The sequence below is a fragment of the Cellulomonas wangleii genome, assembly GCF_018388445.1.
In the GTDB taxonomy this organism is placed as follows: Bacteria; Actinomycetota; Actinomycetes; order Actinomycetales; family Cellulomonadaceae; genus Cellulomonas; species Cellulomonas wangleii.
In genome coordinates, this window is the sequence record NZ_CP074405.1 from 1,397,303 (window position 1) to 1,416,257 (window position 18,955).

18 protein-coding genes are annotated in these 18,955 nt (G+C 76.4%); 11 read left to right on the forward strand and 7 right to left on the reverse strand.

Going from position 1 to position 18,955, the window contains the following annotated elements:
- Positions 1-222: 222 nt before the first annotated feature.
- Entirely contained in the window at positions 223-2,151 is a 1,929-nt protein-coding gene (locus tag KG103_RS06470; protein WP_207340694.1) for a glycoside hydrolase family 127 protein, read from the reverse strand.
- A 329-nt stretch (positions 2,152-2,480) separates the two neighbouring features.
- Between KG103_RS06470 and KG103_RS06475 the strand changes: the two genes are divergently transcribed.
- The 4 genes from KG103_RS06475 (at position 2,481) to rlmC (ending at position 5,782) form a co-directional block, all read left to right on the forward strand.
- Positions 2,481-3,500: a LacI family DNA-binding transcriptional regulator gene (locus tag KG103_RS06475; protein ID WP_207340693.1), complete on the forward strand. Its 1,020-nt coding sequence runs from the start codon at positions 2,481-2,483 to the stop codon at positions 3,498-3,500.
- 171 nt (positions 3,501-3,671) lie between these two features.
- Positions 3,672-4,112 carry an ArsR/SmtB family transcription factor gene (locus KG103_RS06480; protein WP_207340692.1) on the forward strand — a complete coding sequence of 147 codons (441 nt, stop codon included), beginning with the start codon at positions 3,672-3,674 and terminating at the stop codon, positions 4,110-4,112.
- Positions 4,109-4,597 (forward strand): SRPBCC family protein, encoded by a 489-nt coding sequence (locus tag KG103_RS06485; RefSeq protein ID WP_207340691.1) that lies wholly within the window; start codon positions 4,109-4,111, stop codon positions 4,595-4,597. Before KG103_RS06480 ends, KG103_RS06485 begins: the two co-directional genes overlap by 4 nt.
- A gap of 54 nt (positions 4,598-4,651) precedes the next feature.
- Positions 4,652-5,782: a 23S rRNA (uracil(747)-C(5))-methyltransferase RlmC gene (gene rlmC / locus KG103_RS06490; RefSeq protein WP_207340690.1), complete on the forward strand. Its 1,131-nt coding sequence runs from the start codon at positions 4,652-4,654 to the stop codon at positions 5,780-5,782.
- A gap of 24 nt (positions 5,783-5,806) precedes the next feature.
- On the opposite strand, the gene KG103_RS06495 is transcribed toward rlmC, so the two are convergent.
- Positions 5,807-6,841 (reverse strand): MsnO8 family LLM class oxidoreductase, encoded by a 1,035-nt coding sequence (locus KG103_RS06495; RefSeq protein WP_207340689.1) that lies wholly within the window; start codon positions 6,839-6,841, stop codon positions 5,807-5,809.
- 163 nt (positions 6,842-7,004) lie between these two features.
- On the opposite strand from KG103_RS06495, the gene KG103_RS06500 reads away from it, so the two are divergent.
- Positions 7,005-7,787, forward strand: a complete 783-nt coding sequence (locus KG103_RS06500; RefSeq protein WP_207340688.1) for an alpha/beta fold hydrolase — start codon at positions 7,005-7,007, stop codon at positions 7,785-7,787.
- Positions 7,788-7,830: 43 nt separating this feature from the next.
- Positions 7,831-8,262 carry a DUF5684 domain-containing protein gene (locus tag KG103_RS06505; protein ID WP_207340687.1) on the forward strand — a complete coding sequence of 144 codons (432 nt, stop codon included), beginning with the start codon at positions 7,831-7,833 and terminating at the stop codon, positions 8,260-8,262.
- 63 nt (positions 8,263-8,325) lie between these two features.
- Here KG103_RS06505 and KG103_RS06510 read toward each other — a convergent pair whose 3' ends face one another.
- Positions 8,326-9,735: an NYN domain-containing protein gene (locus KG103_RS06510; protein WP_243656365.1), complete on the reverse strand. Its 1,410-nt coding sequence runs from the start codon at positions 9,733-9,735 to the stop codon at positions 8,326-8,328.
- A 79-nt stretch (positions 9,736-9,814) separates the two neighbouring features.
- Here KG103_RS06510 and KG103_RS06515 point away from each other — a divergent pair, with 79 nt between their 5' ends.
- Positions 9,815-10,081: an acylphosphatase gene (locus KG103_RS06515; RefSeq protein WP_249670825.1), complete on the forward strand. Its 267-nt coding sequence runs from the start codon at positions 9,815-9,817 to the stop codon at positions 10,079-10,081.
- The gene (locus KG103_RS06520; RefSeq protein WP_207340684.1) at positions 10,078-11,961 is read left to right on the forward strand and encodes a threonine/serine exporter family protein; all 1,884 of its coding nucleotides are present in this window, start codon (positions 10,078-10,080) and stop codon (positions 11,959-11,961) included. Before KG103_RS06515 ends, KG103_RS06520 begins: the two co-directional genes overlap by 4 nt.
- A 13-nt stretch (positions 11,962-11,974) precedes the next feature.
- Here KG103_RS06520 and KG103_RS06525 read toward each other — a convergent pair whose 3' ends face one another.
- The 4 genes from KG103_RS06525 to KG103_RS06540 all read right to left on the reverse strand — a co-directional run bounded on the left by KG103_RS06525 (position 11,975) and on the right by KG103_RS06540 (position 15,886).
- The gene (locus KG103_RS06525; protein WP_207340683.1) at positions 11,975-12,646 is read right to left on the reverse strand and encodes a hypothetical protein; all 672 of its coding nucleotides are present in this window, start codon (positions 12,644-12,646) and stop codon (positions 11,975-11,977) included.
- Positions 12,647-12,694: 48 nt separating this feature from the next.
- The gene (locus KG103_RS06530) at positions 12,695-13,594 is read right to left on the reverse strand and encodes an ABC transporter permease (RefSeq protein WP_207340682.1); all 900 of its coding nucleotides are present in this window, start codon (positions 13,592-13,594) and stop codon (positions 12,695-12,697) included.
- On the reverse strand, positions 13,581-14,558 hold the full coding sequence (locus tag KG103_RS06535) for an ABC transporter ATP-binding protein (RefSeq protein ID WP_249670826.1): 978 nt from the start codon (positions 14,556-14,558) through the stop codon (positions 13,581-13,583). Before KG103_RS06535 ends, KG103_RS06530 begins: the two co-directional genes overlap by 14 nt.
- A 71-nt stretch (positions 14,559-14,629) precedes the next feature.
- Positions 14,630-15,886, reverse strand: coding sequence for a LolA family protein (locus KG103_RS06540; protein WP_207340680.1), 1,257 nt, complete (start codon positions 15,884-15,886; stop codon positions 14,630-14,632).
- A gap of 94 nt (positions 15,887-15,980) precedes the next feature.
- Here KG103_RS06540 and KG103_RS06545 point away from each other — a divergent pair, with 94 nt between their 5' ends.
- From KG103_RS06545 to KG103_RS06555, 3 genes are all read left to right on the forward strand, one after another.
- On the forward strand, positions 15,981-16,637 hold the full coding sequence (locus KG103_RS06545; RefSeq protein WP_207340679.1) for a response regulator transcription factor: 657 nt from the start codon (positions 15,981-15,983) through the stop codon (positions 16,635-16,637).
- On the forward strand, positions 16,634-18,043 hold the full coding sequence (locus KG103_RS06550; RefSeq protein WP_207340678.1) for a sensor histidine kinase: 1,410 nt from the start codon (positions 16,634-16,636) through the stop codon (positions 18,041-18,043). Before KG103_RS06545 ends, KG103_RS06550 begins: the two co-directional genes overlap by 4 nt.
- A gap of 91 nt (positions 18,044-18,134) precedes the next feature.
- Positions 18,135-18,938 (forward strand): alpha/beta fold hydrolase, encoded by an 804-nt coding sequence (locus KG103_RS06555; protein WP_207340677.1) that lies wholly within the window; start codon positions 18,135-18,137, stop codon positions 18,936-18,938.
- Positions 18,939-18,955: the final 17 nt, after the last annotated feature.

Sequence of the window (18,955 nt, forward strand, 5' to 3'; positions counted from 1 at the left end):
TGCCTGCGACGTGGTTGCGGGCCGGCGACGTCCGCAGCACGCGAGTGCGGGAGCGCTCCCGCGGTCGTGACCTTAGGTGATGCAACGTCCCCCTGACAATCCGTTCGGTCCTGGTTTCGGGCGGTTGTCCGGGGTGCCGCAGGCATGACCCGTGACCCGGCGGACGCGCACGGCCGGGCACCCGTGGGGCGCGCCCGGCCGTGCGCGGTGCGGACCGCGCGGTCACACCACGGGCAGCCACACCCGCATCGTCGACGGACCGCGGTTGGCCCACGCGTGGTACGGGACCAACGGCACCAGCCGGTGGTCGTCGGGCGCGGGGGAGGGTGCCCCGCCGAAGGGCCAGGTGCGCTCCGCCAGGTCGCGCACCGCGACGGGCACGAGCACCTGGCCGTCCCGCTCCACGGGGGGCTCCTGCGTCGAGACGACGGCGGCCGCGACGTCCCGACCGAGGTCGGTCGACTCCAGGGCCAGCACGAGCGGCCCGCGCTCGACCGCGACCTGGCCGCGCACGGCGTCGACCCGCGGGTCCGCCCACGTCCAGCGGGCCGCGACCGGCAGGTCCAGCACGACCTGCGCCCCGGCGGCCGGGCCGGCGACGGTGACGTAGCCGGGCTCGGCCGCCCGGGACGATCCGTCGGCCGTCGTGACCTGCGCCCCGGTGGCCCACGCGGGCACCCGCAGCGTGAGGGTCCAGTCGTCCTGCGGTGCGGCGAGGGCGCGCACGACGACGCGCCCGTCGTGCGGGTACGCGGTCGTCACCTCGAGCTCGACCCGGCGGCCGTCACCGAGTGCGGCCCGGAGGGTCGCCGGTGCGTACTGGTGCAGCTGCACGCCGTCGTCGTCGACCGTGGCCACGTACGACGCCAGCGACGCGACCGTGCGGGTGACGTTCGTGGGGCAGCAGGACACCGCGAAGAACGGTGCCCGCAGGCTGGACGCCGCCCGCGGGCTGACGTCGTCGGGTGCGACCTCGCGTCCCGGCGTCCGCTGGTGGAGGGTGTTCGTGTAGTAGAACGCCCGTCCGTCCTGCGCGGGGGACGTGGCGACGACGTTGTAGAGCGCGCGCTCGACGGCGTCGGCGTGCAGGGCGTCCTGCGTCTGCAGCAGCAGCCGGTGGTTCACCATGACCGACCCGATGCCGGCGCACGTCTCCGCGTAGGCCCGGTCGGACGGCAGCTCGAAGTCCGCGCCGAACGACTCGCCCTCGTGGTGCGCGCCCATCCCGCCCGTCAGGTAGGTGCGGCGGGCCAGGGTCGTGCGGACCTGCCCGGCCACGGCGGCCAGCAGCTCGTCGTCGGCGTCCTCGACCGCGAGGTCCACGGCCGCGGCCGCCAGGTACAGGGCGCGCACGGCGTGCCCGGCGAGCACGGTCGCGTCGCGGACCGGCACGTCGTCCTGGAAGTACGTCGGCCCGAAGTCGATCTCACCGAGGGCGCCGTGCCCGCGTCGCTCGACGAACAGGCGCGCCTGGTCCAGGTAGCGCCGCTCCCCGGTGACCCGGTACAGCTCGACGAGCGCGACCTCGATCTCCGGGTGCCCGCACACGCCCTGGTGCGGCCCGTCGGGTCCGAAGACCTCGCACACGTGGTCGGCGGCCCGGACCGCGACGCGGACGATCTCGTCGTCGCCGTGGGTCCGTGCCCGCGCGACACCCGCCTGGACCAGGTGGCCGATGCAGTACAGCTCGTGCCCCCACTCCAGGTCCGACCAGCGCGGACGCTGCCCGGTGCGGCCGAACATCGTGCCGATGTAGCCGTCGGGCTCCTGCGCGGCCGCGACCCGGGCCGCCAGCGCGCGCAGCCGGCGGTCGAGGTCGGGGTCCCCGGTCCGGCCGACCTCCCAGGCCATGGCCTCGAGCAGCTTGTACGTCTCGGAGTCCGAGAACTCGCGGCCCCGGCGGTCCAGCGGCAGCCGCCCCTCGGCCGCGGCGTCGAAGTTGCCCGTCCAGCCCAGCCGCTCGAGCCAGCCCTCGACGTGCGCGATCATCGTCGACGCGTTGAGGTCCTGCAGGTCCCCCCAGAAGCCTCCGGTGATCCTGACCTCGTCGAGCCCCAGGGGACGCCAGGGGGAGCGGGACGGGGCAACGGGGCGGCCGTGGTCGGGGGTGCGGCTCGGGCGGTCGGTGCGGAGGATGTCGGACGAGGGCATGGCGTGCTCCGGTGGTGCTCGGTCCGGCGGCGCCGGACGGGGGGGTGGCAGGAGGGGCTACTTCACCGCGCCGACGGTGAGCCCGTCCTTGAGCTGGCGGTAGGTGAGGCTGAAGACGACGAGGATCGGCAGCGACGTCAGGACGGCGAGGGCCGCGTCGCTGCGGCGGGCGCGGTGCGAGAACCGTCGGTCGAAAATCGCCGAAACCCTTTTCGGGACGTTATCAGCGGCCAGGCGGCGGGGTCAACCTGCACGACGTCGTGACGTTTTCGGGCATGATTGACCCGGTGGCACCCGGACGGGGGCCCGTCACCGGACGGAGATCGACCATGGCGACGAGCGACACCCGGACGCGCCCGGTCACGCTGCGCGACGTCGCGCAGCTCGCCGGCGTGTCGGTGGCCACCGCGTCCAAGGCGCTCAACGGCAAGGCCGACGTCCACCCGGACACGCGGCGGCGCGTGCAGGAGGTCGCCGACCGTCTCGCGTTCACCCCCAACTCGCTCGCCCGCGCCATCACCGCCGGCCGCACCGGCACCGTCGGCCTGCTGACGCACGACCTCGAGGGTCGGTTCAGCCTGCCGATCCTCATGGGGGCCGAGGACGCGTTCGGCGCCGGGAGCACGTCGGTCTTCCTGTGCGACGCCCGCGAGGACGCGATCCGCGAGCAGCACCACCTGCGCGCCCTGCTGGGCCGGCGCGTCGACGGGCTCATCATCGTCGGGTCGCGGACGGACCCCCGGTCCTCGCTCGGTCCCGACGTCCCGGTGCCGGTGGTGTACGCCTACGCGCCCTCCGACGACCCGGACGACGCGTCCGTCGTGCCGGACAACGTCTCGGCCGGGCGGCTGGCCGCCGAGCACCTGCTCACGCTGGGCCGCCGGCGCATCGCGCACGTCTCCGGCGACCCGACCTACGCCGCCGCGCAGGACCGCGCCACGGGCGTGGGTCAGGCGCTCGCCGCCGCAGGGCTGGAGCAGGTCGGGCCGGTGCGTTTCGGCTCCTGGAGCGAGGCGTGGGGGCGGGCCGGGGTGAGTGCCGCCCTCGACGCGGACCCGGGCATCGACGCCGTCGTGTGCGGCTCGGACATGATCGCCCGCGGCGTCCTCGACGCGCTGCGGGAGCGGGGCGTGCGCGTCCCGCAGGACGTCGCGGTCATCGGGTTCGACAACTGGGAGCCGATGATCGCCGGCTCGCGCCCTGCCCTGACCAGCGTCGACATGAACTTCGAGACGATGGGGCGCCGGGCCGCGACCCGGCTGTTCTCCCGGATCGCGGGAGCCGCGGAGCGGGGCGTCGAGACGGTCGCGCCCCGGGTCGTCGTGCGTGCCTCCACCGCGAGCGGCTGAGCCGGGCACGCACCCGGGTGCCGTGCGCCGCGGGTACGTCGACCCGCCGCCTCGGCGTCCGGCGGTCGTGCAGCGGGTCGACGACGGGCCGCCGGAACCGGGGCGCCCTCGCCATCGGGCTGTGCGGTGGGGTCTTGTGGGAGGCGGTCGACGGGCATAACGTACAACCTTGTGGTTGTAGATCAACGAACCGACGAGGACCGGGCGGCGGACCGCCTGTTCCGGGCGCTGGCCGACACGACGCGGCGCGACATCCTGCGTCGCGTGCTCGTGGACGGCTCGTCCGTCTCGGCCCTGGCGGCGCGCTACGAGATGAGCTTCGCGGCCGTGCAGAAGCACGTCAGCGTGCTCGCGCAGGCGCACCTCGTGGTCAAGGAGCGTCACGGACGCGAGCAGATCGTCCGCGGCGACGTCGCGACCGTCCGGCGGGCGGCCGCCCTGCTCGAGCAGCTCGAGGAGCTGTGGGAAGCCCGCGTGGACCGCATGTCCGCCGTCCTGGCGGAGCTCGACCCGGGGCGTGGCCCCGCTCACGACCCGGCCGCCGATGCGGTCGGCCCTCAGCCCGCGGCCGCCGTGGCCCGGGTCGCACCCCGGACCGGAGGCACGCCATGACCGTCCTGAGCACCACGCCCGACACCACCGACCTGACCCTCGTCGTCGTCGCCGACCTCGCCGCCGCACCCGAGCGCGCGTGGCGGCTGTGGGCCGAGCCGCGCACGCTGGAGCGCTGGTGGGGCCCGCCCACCTGGCCGGCCACCTTCGACGAGCACGACCTGCGGCCCGGTGGGGGCGCGAAGTACCACATGACCGGTCCCGACGGGACGACCGCGCACGGGTGGTGGACCTTCGTGGCGGTCGACGAGCCGCGGCGGATCGAGCTCGAGGACGGGTTCGCCGACGCGCACGGTGAGCCGGACACGTCGCTGCCGACGACCCGCATGGTGGTCGAGCTGCAGCCGGGCGGCACGGGCACGATCATGACCATCACCTCGCACTTCGCCTCCGCGGAGGCGCTCGAGCAGGTCCTCGCCATGGGCATGGCCGAGGGCATGCGGGAGGCCGTCGGGCAGATCGACGCGCTCCTCGCCGAGCTCTGACGCCCCGCCGTCCCGAGCTCTCTGACGGCGGGGTGCGGCACGTACCCTGGTGCCGTGCGCTGCGGGTACTTCGACGCGGGGGTGTGCCGCTCGTGCACCCTCCTCGCCGAGCCGTACCAGCAGCAGGTCGACGAGCAGCAGCGGCACGTGCGGGCGGTGCTGGGCGACCCGGGCGGCGTCACGTGGCTGCCGACCGTCACCAGCGCCGAGGCCGGCTTCCGCAACAAGGCGAAGATGGTCGTCGCCGGCACGGTCGACGCGCCGACCCTCGGCATCCTCGACGGCCACGGGCACGGCGTCGACCTGCAGGGCTGCCCCCTGTACCCGCCCGCCGTCTCGGCCGCGTTCGCGCCGCTCGCCGCGTTCGTCACCCGCGCGCGGCTCACGCCGTACGACGTGCCGTCACGCAGCGGCGAGCTCAAGCACGTCATCGTCACCGGGTCGCCCGACGGCGAGCTCATGGTGCGGTTCGTGCTGCGCAGCACCGAGGCGCTGGCCCGGATCCGCAAGCACCTGCCCGGCCTGCAGGCCGACCTGCCGCACCTGGTCGTCGCGTCGGTCAACGTGCAGCCGGCGCACGCCGCCGTGCTCGAGGGGGACCGGGAGATCCTGCTCACGCCGCGCGAGACGCTCCGCATGCGGGTCAACGGCCTGGACCTGCACCTGCGGCCGCGCAGCTTCTTCCAGACGAACACCGAGGTCGCCGCCGCGCTCTACCGGCAGGCGGTGGCGTGGGCCGACGAGGCCGAGGTCGCGTCCGCCTGGGACCTCTACTGCGGTGTCGGCGGGTTCGCCCTGCACCTGGCGCGCCCCGGCCGTGACGTCGTCGGCGTGGAGAGCAGCGCCGAGGCGGTCGCGAGCGCGGAGCAGACGGCCCGCGACGCGGGCCTGCCCGGCACCCGCTTCCTGGCCGGCGACGCGACCGCCTTCGCGCTGGCCGCGCCCGACATGCCCGACCTGGTGGTCGTGAACCCGCCGCGGCGCGGGCTCGGGGAGCCGCTGAGCCGCTGGCTGGAGGCCAGCGGGGTGCCGCGGGTCCTCTACTCGTCGTGCCACGCGGGCTCGCTGGCGCGCGACCTGGCGCACATGCCCTCGCTGCGGCTGGTGCGCGCGCAGGTGCTCGACATGTTCCCGCACACGACGCACCACGAGGTGCTCACGCTCCTGGAGCGCACGCCCGCGTGACCGGCCGCGGGCGCGTGACGTCCGTCAGGCCAGGGCCTCGGCGACCAGGCGCAGCGTCTGCTCCCGGGCGGGGGAGCGGTCCGCGGGGGTGCCGCGGGTGGCCCCCGCGATCGGCTGGAGCATGATCTCGTCGGTGCCGACCACGTCGGCCAGGGCGCGCAGCTGCGTCGCCGCCTGGTCGGGGTCGCCCACGACCCACGACGACGTCAGCGCGGCCGCCCCCTCGTCGGCGGCGGCGGGCAGGGGCGTCGCCTCCGCGTCCTCGACGAGCTCCTGCGGCTCGAGCGTGAGCCCGGAGCGCAGCCGCCACATGCTGCGCACCTGCGGCAGGGCCAGACGCCGGGCCCCGTCCTCGGTGGCCGCCACCGCGACGTTCGCCACCGCGATCGTGCGGGGCTCCGCGAGCTCCGGCGAGGGCTGGAACGACCGGCGGTACAGGGCGACGGCCTCGGCGGTGCCGCGCCCGGCGAAGTGGTGCGCGAAGACGTAGGGCAGCCCCAGCCGCCCGGCGAGCTGCGCCGAGTACGTCGAGGACCCCAGCAGCCACAGCTGCGGCGTCGACACCGCGCGGGGGGTGGCGCGCAGCGGGTAGGTGGACGACCCTACGCGCACGTCCACGCCGTCGGGCCGGACCAGGGACGCCAGCGTCGCCACGTCCGCGTCGAACGTGTCCACGCCGTCGCCCGTCGCGCCGCGCCGCAGCAGGTGGCCGGTGACCGGGTCGGCGCCGGGCGCGCGGCCGATGCCGACGTCGACGCGGCCCGGGTACGCCGCCTCCAGGAGCGCGACCTGCTCCGCGACGACCAGCGGCGAGTGGTTGGGCAGCATGACGCCGCCGGACCCGACCCGCACCCGGGACGTCGCGGCCGCCACGAGAGCCATCAGCAGGGGCGCGTTGGTCGCGGCCACGGCGGGCATGTTGTGGTGCTCGGCGAGCCAGTACCGGCGGGCACCGACCTCGTCGGCGACGCGCGCGAGCGCGAGGGTCGCGGCGAGGGCGTCGGCCGTGGTCTGGTCGGAGCGGACGGGCACGAGGTCGAGCACGGAGATCGCGGTCACCCCTGGGGCAACCGCCGGTGCCGGCACCCCATTCCGGGCGGGTGCGCCCGCACCACGGTCGCCGTGGGCGTCGGCGCGCCCGGTGGCGCACTGCACGCCGGGGCCCCCGGGGGCCGCTGCGCCCGCCTCGGCGTCGCCTCCCCGCCGGGCCTAGGGTCGGGGCGTGAGCGAGACGGTCGCGGTGCGGTGCCCGGCGCCCGGGCGGCAGGTGGGGCCGCTGTGGGTCGTCACGCGCGGCTCGGGCCCCCCGCTGGTGCTGCTGCACGGCAACGGTGAGGACCACCACGTCTTCGACCGGATGGTGCCCGCCCTCGGCGCGGGACGCACGCTCGTGGGCATCGACTCGCGCGCGCACGGCCGCAGCCCGCGCGGCACGGGGCCGCTCAGCATCGCGCGGATGGCCGACGACGTCGCCGAGGTGCTCGACCTGCTGGGGCTGCGGCAGCCCGACGTGCTGGGGTTCTCCGACGGCGGCAACGTCGCCCTCGAGCTGGCCGTGCGCCGGCCGGACCGTGTGCGGCGCCTCGTCGTCGTGGGCGCCAACCTGTTCCCCGCGGGACTGACCGCCCGCGTGCAGGCGCGGGTCCGTGCCCTGCACGCGGTGGCGGGCCCGCTCGCGCGCGTCGTGCCGCGTCTGCGGGCGTTCGCGGAGCGCGTCGCGCTGATGGCCTGCGAGCCCCGCCTGGACCCCGCCGGGCTCGCGCGGGTCACGGCGCCGACGCTGGTCGTCGTGGGGGAACGGGACGTCGTGGACCACGCGCACACGGGGCTCCTCGTGCGGTCCCTGCCGGACGCCCGGCTCGAGGTCGTCCCCCGGGCCGGCCACATGCTGCCGCGGGACCGGCCCGACCTGCTCGCGACGCTGACCGTCGGGTTCCTCACCGCCGGACCGACGGTTGCGCCGACCGGAGGAGCCGGTCCGGCACCTGCCCACGATCACGGGTGAGAACGGGGCACAGCGGGCTCACAGGGGCGCTAGCCTTCGCGCCATGTCCACATTTCTCACGGTCCCGCTCACCGACGCCGAGGCCGCTGCCGCCGCAGGTAGCGTGGTCGTCGCGCTGATCTTCAGCCTCGTCTTCTACGTCATCGGCTGCCTCGGCCTCATGGGCATCTTCACGAAGGCGGGCCAGCCGGGCTGGGCGGCCTTCGTCCCGATCTACAACACCATCGTCCTGCTGCAGGTCGTGGGCCGGCCCCTGTGGTGGTTCCTGCTGCTCCTGGTCCCGGGCGTCAACGTGGTCGCGCTGATCATCATCATGCACGACCTGTCGAAGTCGTTCGGCCACGACGCCGGCTTCACCGTCGGCCTGGTGCTGCTGTCCGTCGTCTTCACCTGGATCCTGTGGCTCGGCTCGAGCACCTACCGCGGCCCGGCCGCCGCCGCCGCGGGGTCGACGCAGCGCCCCTCGTACGCCTGACACCCCGCCCACCCCTCCCGGCCCGGTCGCCCACGTGGCGGCCGGGCCGGCCTGCGTCCGGGGTCAGGCGGTGACCAGACCGCCGCCCACCCAGGCGCGGATGGCGGCCGCGTCGCCGTTGGTCAGCTCCATGCGCGCACCGCGGCACAGCCCGATGACGTTGTCCGCCCACGCCCGGGCCACCTTCTCCGCACCGGGGTCCCCGTCCAGCGACAGCCCGGTGTACAGGACACCCGAGATCACGAAGTTGACGGTCGAGCGGCCGACCTTGGTGCCCGACTGCTGGCACGCCTCGTGGACGCGGCGCGACGTGGCGACGCGGTCGAAGGGGTGGGCCGCGACGTCCGACGCGAGGGTCTTGAGCAGCACCCGGTACTGGGCCTGGCTCAGACCCGGTGTGTCGGTGACGGCGATGACCTGACGCTGCAGCTCGTTGGGGGCCGTGTCGGCCACCGCACCCGGCAGGTCGGCCTCGCCGAAGCGCTGCGGGTCCCACACGTGCCCCGGCGGGCGCGTCGACACGTCGAGGTCCGGCACCGCGCGCCCCAGCCACGCCGTGAAGTTGCCGGCGCCGGCCCACTGCGTCGTCGCGAGGGACGGGTCGGCGGTCTGCGCGACCTGTGCGGCCGCGCCCAGCGGCAACGGTGCGTCGGCGGTGCGCACCGCGCGTCGCACGGCCCGCCGGGCCCGCGCCTCACCCTCGTCCATGACCCGCTCGGCGACCCGCGCCCGGGCCGGCGTGCGCGCCGGTGCGGCGGCGGGTGCCGGCTCGTCGGGCGTCTCCTTGGCGGATGACCTGCCGGATCCGCGCGACCCGCGGGTCGCGGCGGGCGGCGTCGCCGCCGCGGCGACCGGGTCGGCGGCCGGCTCGACCGCGGCCGGCTCGGCGGGCGTCGGCACCACGGCGGGCTCCGCGTCCAGCGTGGACGCGGTCTGGGTGACGAGGTCGGCCAGCGCGTCCGCGCCGATGACCGTGTCCGCGACCGAGCGGTACGCCGACGCGGCGGGCGACGCTGTGATGATCGTCACGCGCCGGTCGTCCGCGCGGCAGCGCTGCGCGAGCGGCGTGAAGTCCGCGTCGGCGGAGACGATGACGAACTCGTCGTACCGCGTGGTGGCCGCCAGCGCGTCCACCGCGTCGAGGACGAGGTTGATGTCGGCGCTGGACTTGCCCTGCTGCGTGAGCGACGGGCAGTCCACCACCTGGAAGCCGGCCCGCGTGAAGTTGGGACGGAACCGGGAGTACACCGACGGGTTGAGGTAGCACGCGCGCACCAGGAAGCGGCGCGTCAGGTCCCCGTCGACGTCGGAGCCCTGGCTGAGCTCGGACAGCCAGTGGGCGGGGTCGGTGGCGAACGCCTCCGCCGCCTGCGGGTCCAGGCGTGCCAGGCCGATGTACACGTTGTCGAAGTCGACGAACAGCGCCGAGCGCAGCCGCCGGGGCGGGTCGGGGTTGATGGTCACGACCCCCATCCTGCCGTCCCTCCCGCCGTGCTCGCCCCCCGGTGCGTCGGTAACCTGCCCACAGGGCGGGCGGGGAGCGGAGGACCGGGTGCACAGACGGGTCGTCGTGCGCGGCGTGGTGCAGGGGGTCGGCTTCCGCTGGTCCTGCGCGCAGGAGGCCGCCCGTCTCGGTGTCGCGGGCTGGGTGCGCAACCGCCCGGACGGCGCCGTGGAGACCGCGGTCGAGGGCGCGCCGGAGCAGGTCGACGCCATGCTGGCGTTCCTGGCCCGCGGCCCGCGGCACGCACGGGTCACCGGCCTCGAGGTCCACGAGGCACCACCGCAGGGGCTGACGACGTTCGAGGTCGAGCCGTGACGGTGCTGCCGACGTCCCTCACAGGTCTCGGGCTCCCCACCGGCCTGGAGCTCCTCGAGCCGCTCGAGCCCGTCGATCCCGTCCTGCCCGTCGAGCCGGAGGAGACGGTCGCACCCGAGCCGACGGTGAGCGCGCCGGCGCCGACACCCACGGCCAGCGCACCGGTGGCCACGGCCCCGCCCGTCGAGGCCACGCCCGAGGCGACGCCGGGCGAGGGCGTCGCCCCGCTCCCGACCGCCGAACCGACGGCCGCGCCCACGGCTCCCGCACCGGTCGTCCCGACCACCCCGACGACCGAGCCCGCCGTCCAGGTCCCGGCGTTCTCCTCGCGCCCCGCGGTCGTGGAGTCGAACGTGCCGTGGGTGGTGGTGGCGCTGGCCGCGGTCGTGCTCGTGGCTGCGGCGGCCGGGCTGTGGTGGTGGTGGCGCAGGGCCGTCGCCGAGCGTCGTGCGGGTGACGGGGCGTCCGCCGGTGGCACGGCCGACGACGTGACGGGCGCCCGCCGTGGCGGGCCCGCCACCGCCGCGACGACGATGCCGCTGCCACGGGTCGGTGACGACGCCGACGCGACGCTCGTGCTCCCGACGGGGGAGGGCTCCCCGGGTCCGGGCACCCCCGAGGCGGAGGCGTTCTCGGCGCGCGTGGACGTCACCGTGCAGCTGCTCGTCCGGCTCGGTGAGGCGATGATCGACGCCGGGTCGCCCATCGTGCAGGTCAACTCCACGCTCCAGCGGGTGGCCGCCGTCAACGGGCTGCCCGACGCGGCCGTCGTCACGTTCCCGACGGCGCTCATCGTCTCGGTGCCGCAGCACGACACCGTGCAGACGGCCGTGTCGACGGCCGGCAGCCGCGCGCTGCGGCTCGACCAGGTCTCCGACGTGCTGGACCTGGCCAACTCCGCCCAGCGCGGCGACGTGCGGCCGCGCGAGGCCCTGGAGCAGCTGCAGAGGATCGTGGCCTCGGACCCGGCGACGTCGACCGCGCGGCGCGCGGCGGGCTACGTGGCCGTCGCCGCCGGCTTGTCCATGGTGCTCGGCGGCGGGTGGCTCGACACCCTGGTGGCGGCCGCGCTCGGGGGCGTGGTCGCCGTGCTGACCGCGGCGACCCGGCGGGTGCCCCCTGTCTACCAAGGGCTGATCGTGGCGGTCTGCGCGTTCGTCGTCGCGGTGCCGGTGCTGCTGCTGGTGCGCACCGGCTGGTCCGTGGGGCTGCTGGCCCCGCTGGTGGCGCCGCTGGTGACGTTCCTGCCGGGAGCGCTGCTCACCACGGGGGTCATCGACCTGGCCACGCGGCAGATGATCGCGGGGTCGTCCCGTCTCGCGGCGGGCGTCATGCAGCTGGTCCTGCTGGCCCTGGGGATCACGGCCGCCGCCGGCCTGGTCGGCGTGCCCGCGGCGGACGTCGGCAGCACGGGGGCCGACCACCCCCTGGGCTGGGTCGCGACCTGGCTCGGGGTGCTCGTGTACGCCGTGGGCGTCACGACCAACAACGAGGCGCACCGCGGGTCGTTGCCGTGGATCACGCTCGTGCTGGTGGTCGGGTACGCCGGGCAGGTGCTGGGCGGCGTGCTGTTCGGGGCGGTCGTGTCGTCGTTCGTCGGGGCGCTGGCGATGACGCCGGTCGCGATGCTCGCGGCCGCCCGGCGCGGGGGACCGCCGTTCCTCGTGACGTTCCTGCCCGGGTTCTGGCTGCTGGTGCCCGGTGCGCTCGGCCTGGTCGGCGTGACCTCCGCGCTGGGGCGCTCGACCGACCAGGCGATCACGACCATCGTCACCACGGGCGTGTCCATGGTGGCCATCAGCCTGGGCGTGCTCGCGGGCCTCGCGCTCGGCGCGGGCATGCAGCGCCGGCTCGCACCCGACGCGGCCCGGATCGTCTGACGGCGCCGGCCGGCTACTCCGACCGGCGCACGACCGCCGCGGCGCGCGCCGCCAGCAGGCCACCCACCCCGGTGCGCCCTGCGCGCAGCCGCGTGAACGCCTCCGCGCCCGGGCCGCCGGGCACGCGCCGCGGCAGCGAGTCGACGGCCACGAGCCACTGCGGCCACCCGAGCAGCCGGCACACGGCCATCAGCCGCTCCGACTCCGACTCGGACTCACCGAGCTCCTCGGCCAGCAGCGCCGTGAGGTCGTCGGCGGCCTCCGGGTGCCCGGCGAGCGTCGCCAGGCCGCGGACCCCCTCGAGGCACTCCGTCCCGTAGGCCTCGTCGTCGTGCGGGTACGCCACGTGGGCGTCGGAGACGTAGTCGGTGACCGGGACAACGCCGTCGGACGCCCACAGGCGCAGCAGACGGTCCCGCTGCACGAGCACGGCGACCGCCACCGTGGTCAGGTCCTGCGCCACGACGGCGGCCAGGTCGTCGACCCGGCGCCGGTGCGCGGCGACGTGGCCGCGCGCGTGCTCCGGCACGGCCACGACCCAGCCGTCGTCCTGCGGGCCCACCCAGCCGGAGAACCGCTCCCGCGTCAGTGCCGCCAGCACGTCGGACCGCTCCGCCCGCACGAGCAGCGCGGCGTAGGTCAGCCCCTCCGGCCCCGCGACCGGCTCCGTCCCGTACACGCTCACGCACCGAGTCTGGCACCGGGACGCCCCGGCGGGCGCCCGGTGCGCCGGTCAGGACGTGACGTCGGCGGTGGTGAACCGGGCCCACGCCAGGGCACCGAACACCACGACCCAGCCCGCCTGCACGGCCAGCCCCTGCGCCAGCACGTCCACCGAGGGGACGATGCGCAGCATCTCGGCGAAGTCGAACCAGTGGTGCGTCAGCAGCGCCGGGTGGATCACCGCGACCTGCGGCAGCTGGTCCAGGACGCTGGCGACGACGGCCACCACCACCGTGGCCGCCATCGCGCCCACCGGCACCTCCGTGAGGGTGGAGAAGAACAGGCCCACGGCCACGAGCCCGGTCATCGACAGCCCGACGTACGCCACGACCCCCGCGACCCGCAGCACGCCCTCGCCGAGCGGGACGGTGTCGCCGGACAGCAGCGTGAGGTCGCCGACCCCGAACAGCACGGCGCCGGTCACCAGCCCCACCACGGCGATCGCCAGCACCGCCGCCGCGGCGAACGTGAGCGCACCGAGTGCCTTGACGGCGAGCAGCCGCCCGCGCGCGACGGGCACCACGAGCAGGTAGCGCAGGGTCCCGGCGGACGCCTCGCCCGCGATCGCGTCGCCCGACGCGATGCCGATGGTCAGCGGCAGCAGGAACGGCGTGCACAGGAACAGCGACGCCACGACGAGGAACAGCCCGTTGCCCGTCACGCTGGCCACGAACGGGGGCCCCTGGCCGGCCAGGCCCGCGTCCTGCGCCAGGCGCAGCACGACGCCCAGCAGCAGCGGGACGAACGCCAGGCCGACGAGCAGCACCACGTTGCGGCGTCGGCGCAGCACCAGGCGGAGCTCGGAGCGCACCAGGCGGCCCAGCGCCCCGGGGTGCCGGCTGGGCGTGTCGGCCTCCCGGACGGCGGGCACGGGTCGCGGCTCCGCCGCGGCGGTCTCAACGGGCGACATCGAAGCCCTCCCCGGTCAGCTCGACGAACACCTGCTCCAGCGAGGGTCGGCGCACGTCGAAGGCGAGCAGGCCGACACCGGCGCGCACCAGGGCCGCCGCGACGTCCTGCGGTGCGGGCCGCTCGCGGCCGTCGTCGGCCGCGTCCGAGGCGACGACGGTGACGCCGCCGTCCACGACGCCCTGCTCGACCGTGACGTCGACCAGTCCGAGGCGGCGCAGCTCGACCACGGCCGCGTCGACGTCCGCCGGTGCCGTGCGCACCATGACGTGCGCGGCCCGCCGTGCCGTGAGGTCGGCGCGCGGGCCCTGCAGCAGCAGCCGCCCGCCACCCATGATCCCGACGTGCGTGCAGACCTGCTCGATCTCCGCGAGCAGGTGCGAGGACACCAGCACGGTGGTCCCGGCGTCGGCCAGCTCGCGCACCAGGTGCCGCACCTCCCGCGTGCCCTGCGGGTCCAGGCCGTTGGTGGGCTCGTCGAGCACCAGCAGGTCACGCGGGCGCAGCAGCGCGGCGGCGAGCCCGAGGCGCTGCTTCATGCCCAGCGAGTACTGCCGGTAGCGCTTGTCGGCCGCGGCGCCCAGGCCCACGCGGTCCAGCGCGGCGTCGGACCGGGCGCGGGCGGTGCGCGGGTCCGCCGACGCGTCGACGGCGTCCAGCCGCGCGAGGTTGGCCCGCCCCGACAGGTACGGCTGGAACGCCGGGCCCTCGACGAGCGCGCCCACCCGCGGCAGCACGCGCCCGGCGTCCCGGGGCATCGGTGAGCCCAGCAGGTGCACCTCGCCCGCGGTGGGGGCCACCAGGCCCAGCAGCATGCGGATCGTCGTGGTCTTGCCCGACCCGTTGGGTCCCAGGAACCCGTAGACCGCCCCACGCGGCACGAGCAGGTCGACACGGTCGACGGCGACCTGACCCGTACGGAACCGCTTGGTCAGGCCGTGCGTGCGGACCGCGTCGTCACCCACCGCACCAGGGTGCGGCACGACGGGCGCCGACGCGGGGGCGGCCGCCGTGGCGGTCGCCCCCGCGGGCGTCGTCACGCGTCCGCCGCCGCGCGCAGCACGTCCACCGGCACGGACCCGACCAGCACGCGGCCGTCGTCGAGGACCAGCACGGACAGCAGCGTCGAGGTCAGCGCCCGGCCGCCCTCGACGGGCGTGGTCAGCTGGTCGTACAGCGCTCCCGCGTCCAGCTCGACGCCGGCACCGTCGCCCTCGGGCATGAAGTCCTCGGCCAGGTCCTGCGCGCCCTCACCGCCGAGCGGCCCGTCCGCCGCCGGGTCGTCGCCGAGGGCGGACGGGTCGCCCGCCAGCAGCGCCGCGACGTCGACGCCGCTGAGCTCGACGACCGTGTCCCAGCCGCTGCCGCTGACGCGCACGCCCTCGGGCGCCGTCATCGCCTCCGGGTCCGCCGGCAGGCCCTGCGCCGCGTCCGCGGCCGCGGCGTGCGCCGCGGCGTCCGGCAGCGGGACGGTCACCTCGCGGACCTCGGCCCCGGGGGGCGCGGAGAACGTCAGGACCGCCTCGCCCGGGTCGGCGAACGTCACGTCGGTGAAGCCGACCTCGAGCGCCGGCGTCGCGGCCTCGTCGCTGCTCCAGACCTGCACCCGCAGCGGGGTCCACGTCGCGGCGTCCACGGCCACGACGATCCGCGCCACGAGGGTGGTGGTGCTGCGCGGCGTCACGACCACCTGGTAGGCGTCGCGGCCCGCGACGGTCGTGACGGCGTCCACGCCGACCGTCGCGTCCTTCTCGGCCCGCTCGAGCGCCTCGCGGCCCAGCTCGTCGGGGCTGGGCAGGTCGGCCGGCGGGGTCGCGGTGGCCGCCAGCTCCTGGGCCCGCGCGGCGTCCTGCGGCGAGAGCGCGTAGTGCACGACCTCGTCGTCGGACGACGAGTACGTCCACGCCTGGGTGGCGTCGGTCACGACCGAGTACTCCGAGGCGGTGCCCAGCAGGGACACGCGCGAGCGCTCCTGGCCGTCGGTCCACACCCGCAGCGTCGTCGAGCCGCTGAGCAGGCTGACGGGGTCGGCGCCCGACGCCTGCGTCAGGCTCAGCTCCGGCAGGCCCAGGCGGGCGGTGTGCACGACCGTGCCGGACAGCGCCTGCGGCTCGGCGGCCGCGACGCGGTCCAGCAGCTCGGCCGCCGAGACCTCCGGCAGGCCGGCGGAGTCGGCCGACGCGAGCAGCGGGGGCGCCGCGAACGCCGCGGCGACGGCCACGACCGCGGTGGCGGGCACGGCCCACGCGGTGCGCAGCCGCGGGCGGGCGGGGGAGGCGGGTGCGGTGTCCATGCCACCACTCTGCGCGCACCGGCCTGAGCGGACGCTGAGACGCCGACCGCGGCGGGCACCGCGGTCGGAGCCCGGCGGGTGGGATGCTGCCGGGGTGCGGGTGCTGGTGGTCGACGACGAGGTGGGGCTCGTGCACGCCCTGCGCCGGGGCCTGACGGCCGAGGGCTTCGCCGTCGACGCCGCGCACGACGGCGCGACGGGTCTGGCGATGGCGGTCGACGGCGCGTACGACGTGCTGGTGGTCGACGTGATGCTGCCCCGGCGCAACGGCTACGAGGTCGTCACGGCGCTGCGCGCGCAGGACGTGTGGACGCCGGTCCTCATGCTCTCGGCCAAGGACGGCGAGCACGACGTGGCGGACGGGCTCGACGTCGGCGCCGACGACTACCTCACCAAGCCGTTCTCGTTCGTCGTGCTCGTGGCCCGGCTGCGGGCGCTGGTGCGCCGCCCGGTCGCACCGCGCCCGGCGGTGCTGCAGGCCGGCGCGCTGACGCTCGACCCTGCGTCGCGCGAGGTCACGCGGGACGGCCGCCCGGTCGGGCTCACCGTGCGGGAGACGGCCCTGCTGGAGTACCTGCTGCGGCACGCCGACCGGGTCGTCGGCAAGATCGAGCTGCTCGACCACGTGTTCGACACCGGCGGCGAGGACCCGAACGTCGTCGAGGTGTACGTCGGCTACCTGCGCCGCAAGCTCGGCCGCGACGCGGTCACCACGGTGCGCGGTGCCGGGTACCGGGTCGGTGGCGCGTGACCGGTCCCGGGGCGGGTGCGTCGCGCACCGGGCCGCGCGGGCCGCGCCGTCGCGCCCTGTCGCTGCGGGCGCGCCTGACGCTCGTCGCCACGCTCGCCGTCGCGGTGGTCCTGGTCGCCGGCGCCCTGGCGCTCTCGGCAGCCCTGGGCACCGCGCGCACCGCCGCGCTCGACGACGTCGTCCGCGAGCGCTCGCAGACGCTCGCCGCGCTCGTCGCGGACGACCGTGTGCCGGACGCGCTGCCCGTCCGGCAGCCCGGAGAGGTGGCGCAGCTGCTCGACGCGTCGGGGCGTGTGCTGGCGACGTCCGCGACCGCCTCCCGCACCCTGCCGGTGGTCGACCCCGCGACCCTCGCCGCCTGGCGCGAGCGCGCGGGCGACGACGTGCTCGTGGTGGGCACGGACGCCGGTGCCTACGACGAGGTCGCCCGCGCGGCGGTGCGGGCGGTGACCTGGCGGGGCGAGCCCGCCACGCTCGTCACCACCGTCCCGGCGACCGACGTCCAGGGCGTGCTGCGCGCCCTGCGGGTCGCGCTGCTGCTGGTGGTGCCGGTGCTGACCGTGGGGTTCGCGGTGGTGCTGTGGACCGTGCTGGGACGCGCCCTGGCCCCCGTCGAGCAGCTGCGCGCCGCGGCCGACCGGGTCGCGCTCGCGGGCGGGCCCGGAGCCCTGCCCGTCCCACCCGTCGACGACGAGCTCGCGGCGCTCGCGCGCACCCTGAACTCGATGCTCGACCGGCTCGAGGTCGCCGCCGCCCGTCAGCGCACCTTCGTCGCGGACGCGGCGCACGAGCTGCGCTCGCCGGTCGCGGCGGCGCGGGCGGCGGTCGAGGTCGCCGCCGCGCACCCCGGTGCGTACCCCGTCGACGACCTCGTCGCGGACCTGACCCCGCAGGTCGCCCGGATGCAGACGCTCGTGGACGACCTGCTGGTGCTGGCGCGCGTGGGTGCGTCGGACGCCCCGCGCGAGCCGGTCGACCTGGCGGCCGTGGCGGCGGACGTCGCGGCGGGCCTCGCGACCGCGGCCCGGGAGCGGGACGTCCGGGTGGACGTGCACGGGGCGGGCACCGCGACCGCCACCGTCGAGGGGGCCACCCGCGTGCTGCGCAACCTCGTCGCGAACGCCGTGCGGCACGCCCGCAGCCGGGTCACCGTGACGGTCGCGCCCGGCCCCGGCGTCGTCCGTGTCCTGGTCGACGACGACGGCACGGGCATCGCGCCGGCCGACCGCGAGCGGGTGTTCGAGCGGTTCGTGCGGCTCGACGAGGCGCGTGAGCGTGACGCCGGTGGTGCGGGCCTCGGCCTGGCGATCGCCCGCGAGGTGGCGCGCGACCTGGGCGGCGACGTGCGGGTGGCGGACGCCCCGGGGGCGGGCACGCGGACGGTCCTGGAGCTCCCGGCGGGCTGACGCCGGGTGCCGCCCTGACCTGCGCGGGTGGTCGGCGCGTGCGACGATCCCGGGGCGCGCCCGCACCGGGCGTCGTACGACGGGAGGACGCATGCCGCTGACGGTCGGCCGGGCCCACGCACCCACGGCGACGACGTGCCGGGTCGACAGGATGCGGATCGACGGGCTCGCGCTGCGCACCCGCACGCTGCGCGACGCGATGGTGGACGAGCTGCCGGAGCGGGACCGGCTCGACGTCGTGCTCGTGCACGGGCTGGGGGCCTCGTCGGCGACGTTCGACCCGCTCGCGCGGCGGCTCGCACGCGCCGGGACCGTGCACCTGCTCGACCTGCCGGGCTTCGGGCGCGTCCCGCGCCCCCGCACCGACGTCGGTGTGGCGGACCTGGCCCGGCTCGTCACGCGCTGGGCCGGGCGCACCGGGATCGAGGGCGCCACCTGGGTCGGGCACTCCATGGGCGCGCAGGTCGTGGTCGAGGCGGTCGCCACGACGCCCGCCGTCGCGTCCCACGCGGTGCTCGTCGGCCCCACCGTCGACGACGACGCCCCCACCGCCACCGAGCAGATGCTGCGTCTGGTGGCCGGCAACGTCTTCGAGCCGGTGCGGGCGCAGGCGCTGCTGGCGCGTACCTACGCCGAGTGCGGACCCCGCTGGTACCTCGCGGTGCTGCGGCACATGCTGCAGCACCCCGTCGCCGAGCGGCTCCGGCAGGTCGACGCGCCCGTGCTCGTCGTGCGGGGCGAGCACGACAGGGTCGCACCGCCCGGGTGGACGGCTCGGCTCGCGTCCGCGGCGCCGCGCGGCACGCACGTGACGGTCCCCGGGGCGTCGCACGCCGCGATGTACCCCCGCGCCGACGAGGTCGCGGACCTCGTGCTGGAGCACGTCGCGCGATGACGGACGGGCCGGCTGCG

What these genes read in the sequence shown, in the direction of transcription:
- KG103_RS06555 (WP_207340677.1), top strand. Translation starts at nt 18,135, where the DNA reads ATGCCGCTGACGGTCGGCCGGGCCCACGCACCCACGGCGACGACGTGC.
- KG103_RS06485 (WP_207340691.1), top strand. Translation starts at nt 4,109, where the DNA reads ATGACCGTCCTGAGCACCACGCCCGACACCACCGACCTGACCCTCGTC.
- KG103_RS06530 (WP_207340682.1), bottom strand. Translation starts at nt 13,594, where the DNA reads ATGTCGCCCGTTGAGACCGCCGCGGCGGAGCCGCGACCCGTGCCCGCC.
- KG103_RS06540 (WP_207340680.1), bottom strand. Translation starts at nt 15,886, where the DNA reads ATGGACACCGCACCCGCCTCCCCCGCCCGCCCGCGGCTGCGCACCGCG.
- KG103_RS06475 (WP_207340693.1), top strand. Translation starts at nt 2,481, where the DNA reads ATGGCGACGAGCGACACCCGGACGCGCCCGGTCACGCTGCGCGACGTC.
- KG103_RS06505 (WP_207340687.1), top strand. Translation starts at nt 7,831, where the DNA reads ATGTCCACATTTCTCACGGTCCCGCTCACCGACGCCGAGGCCGCTGCC.
- KG103_RS06470 (WP_207340694.1), bottom strand. Translation starts at nt 2,151, where the DNA reads ATGCCCTCGTCCGACATCCTCCGCACCGACCGCCCGAGCCGCACCCCC.
- KG103_RS06510 (WP_243656365.1), bottom strand. Translation starts at nt 9,735, where the DNA reads ATGGGGGTCGTGACCATCAACCCCGACCCGCCCCGGCGGCTGCGCTCG.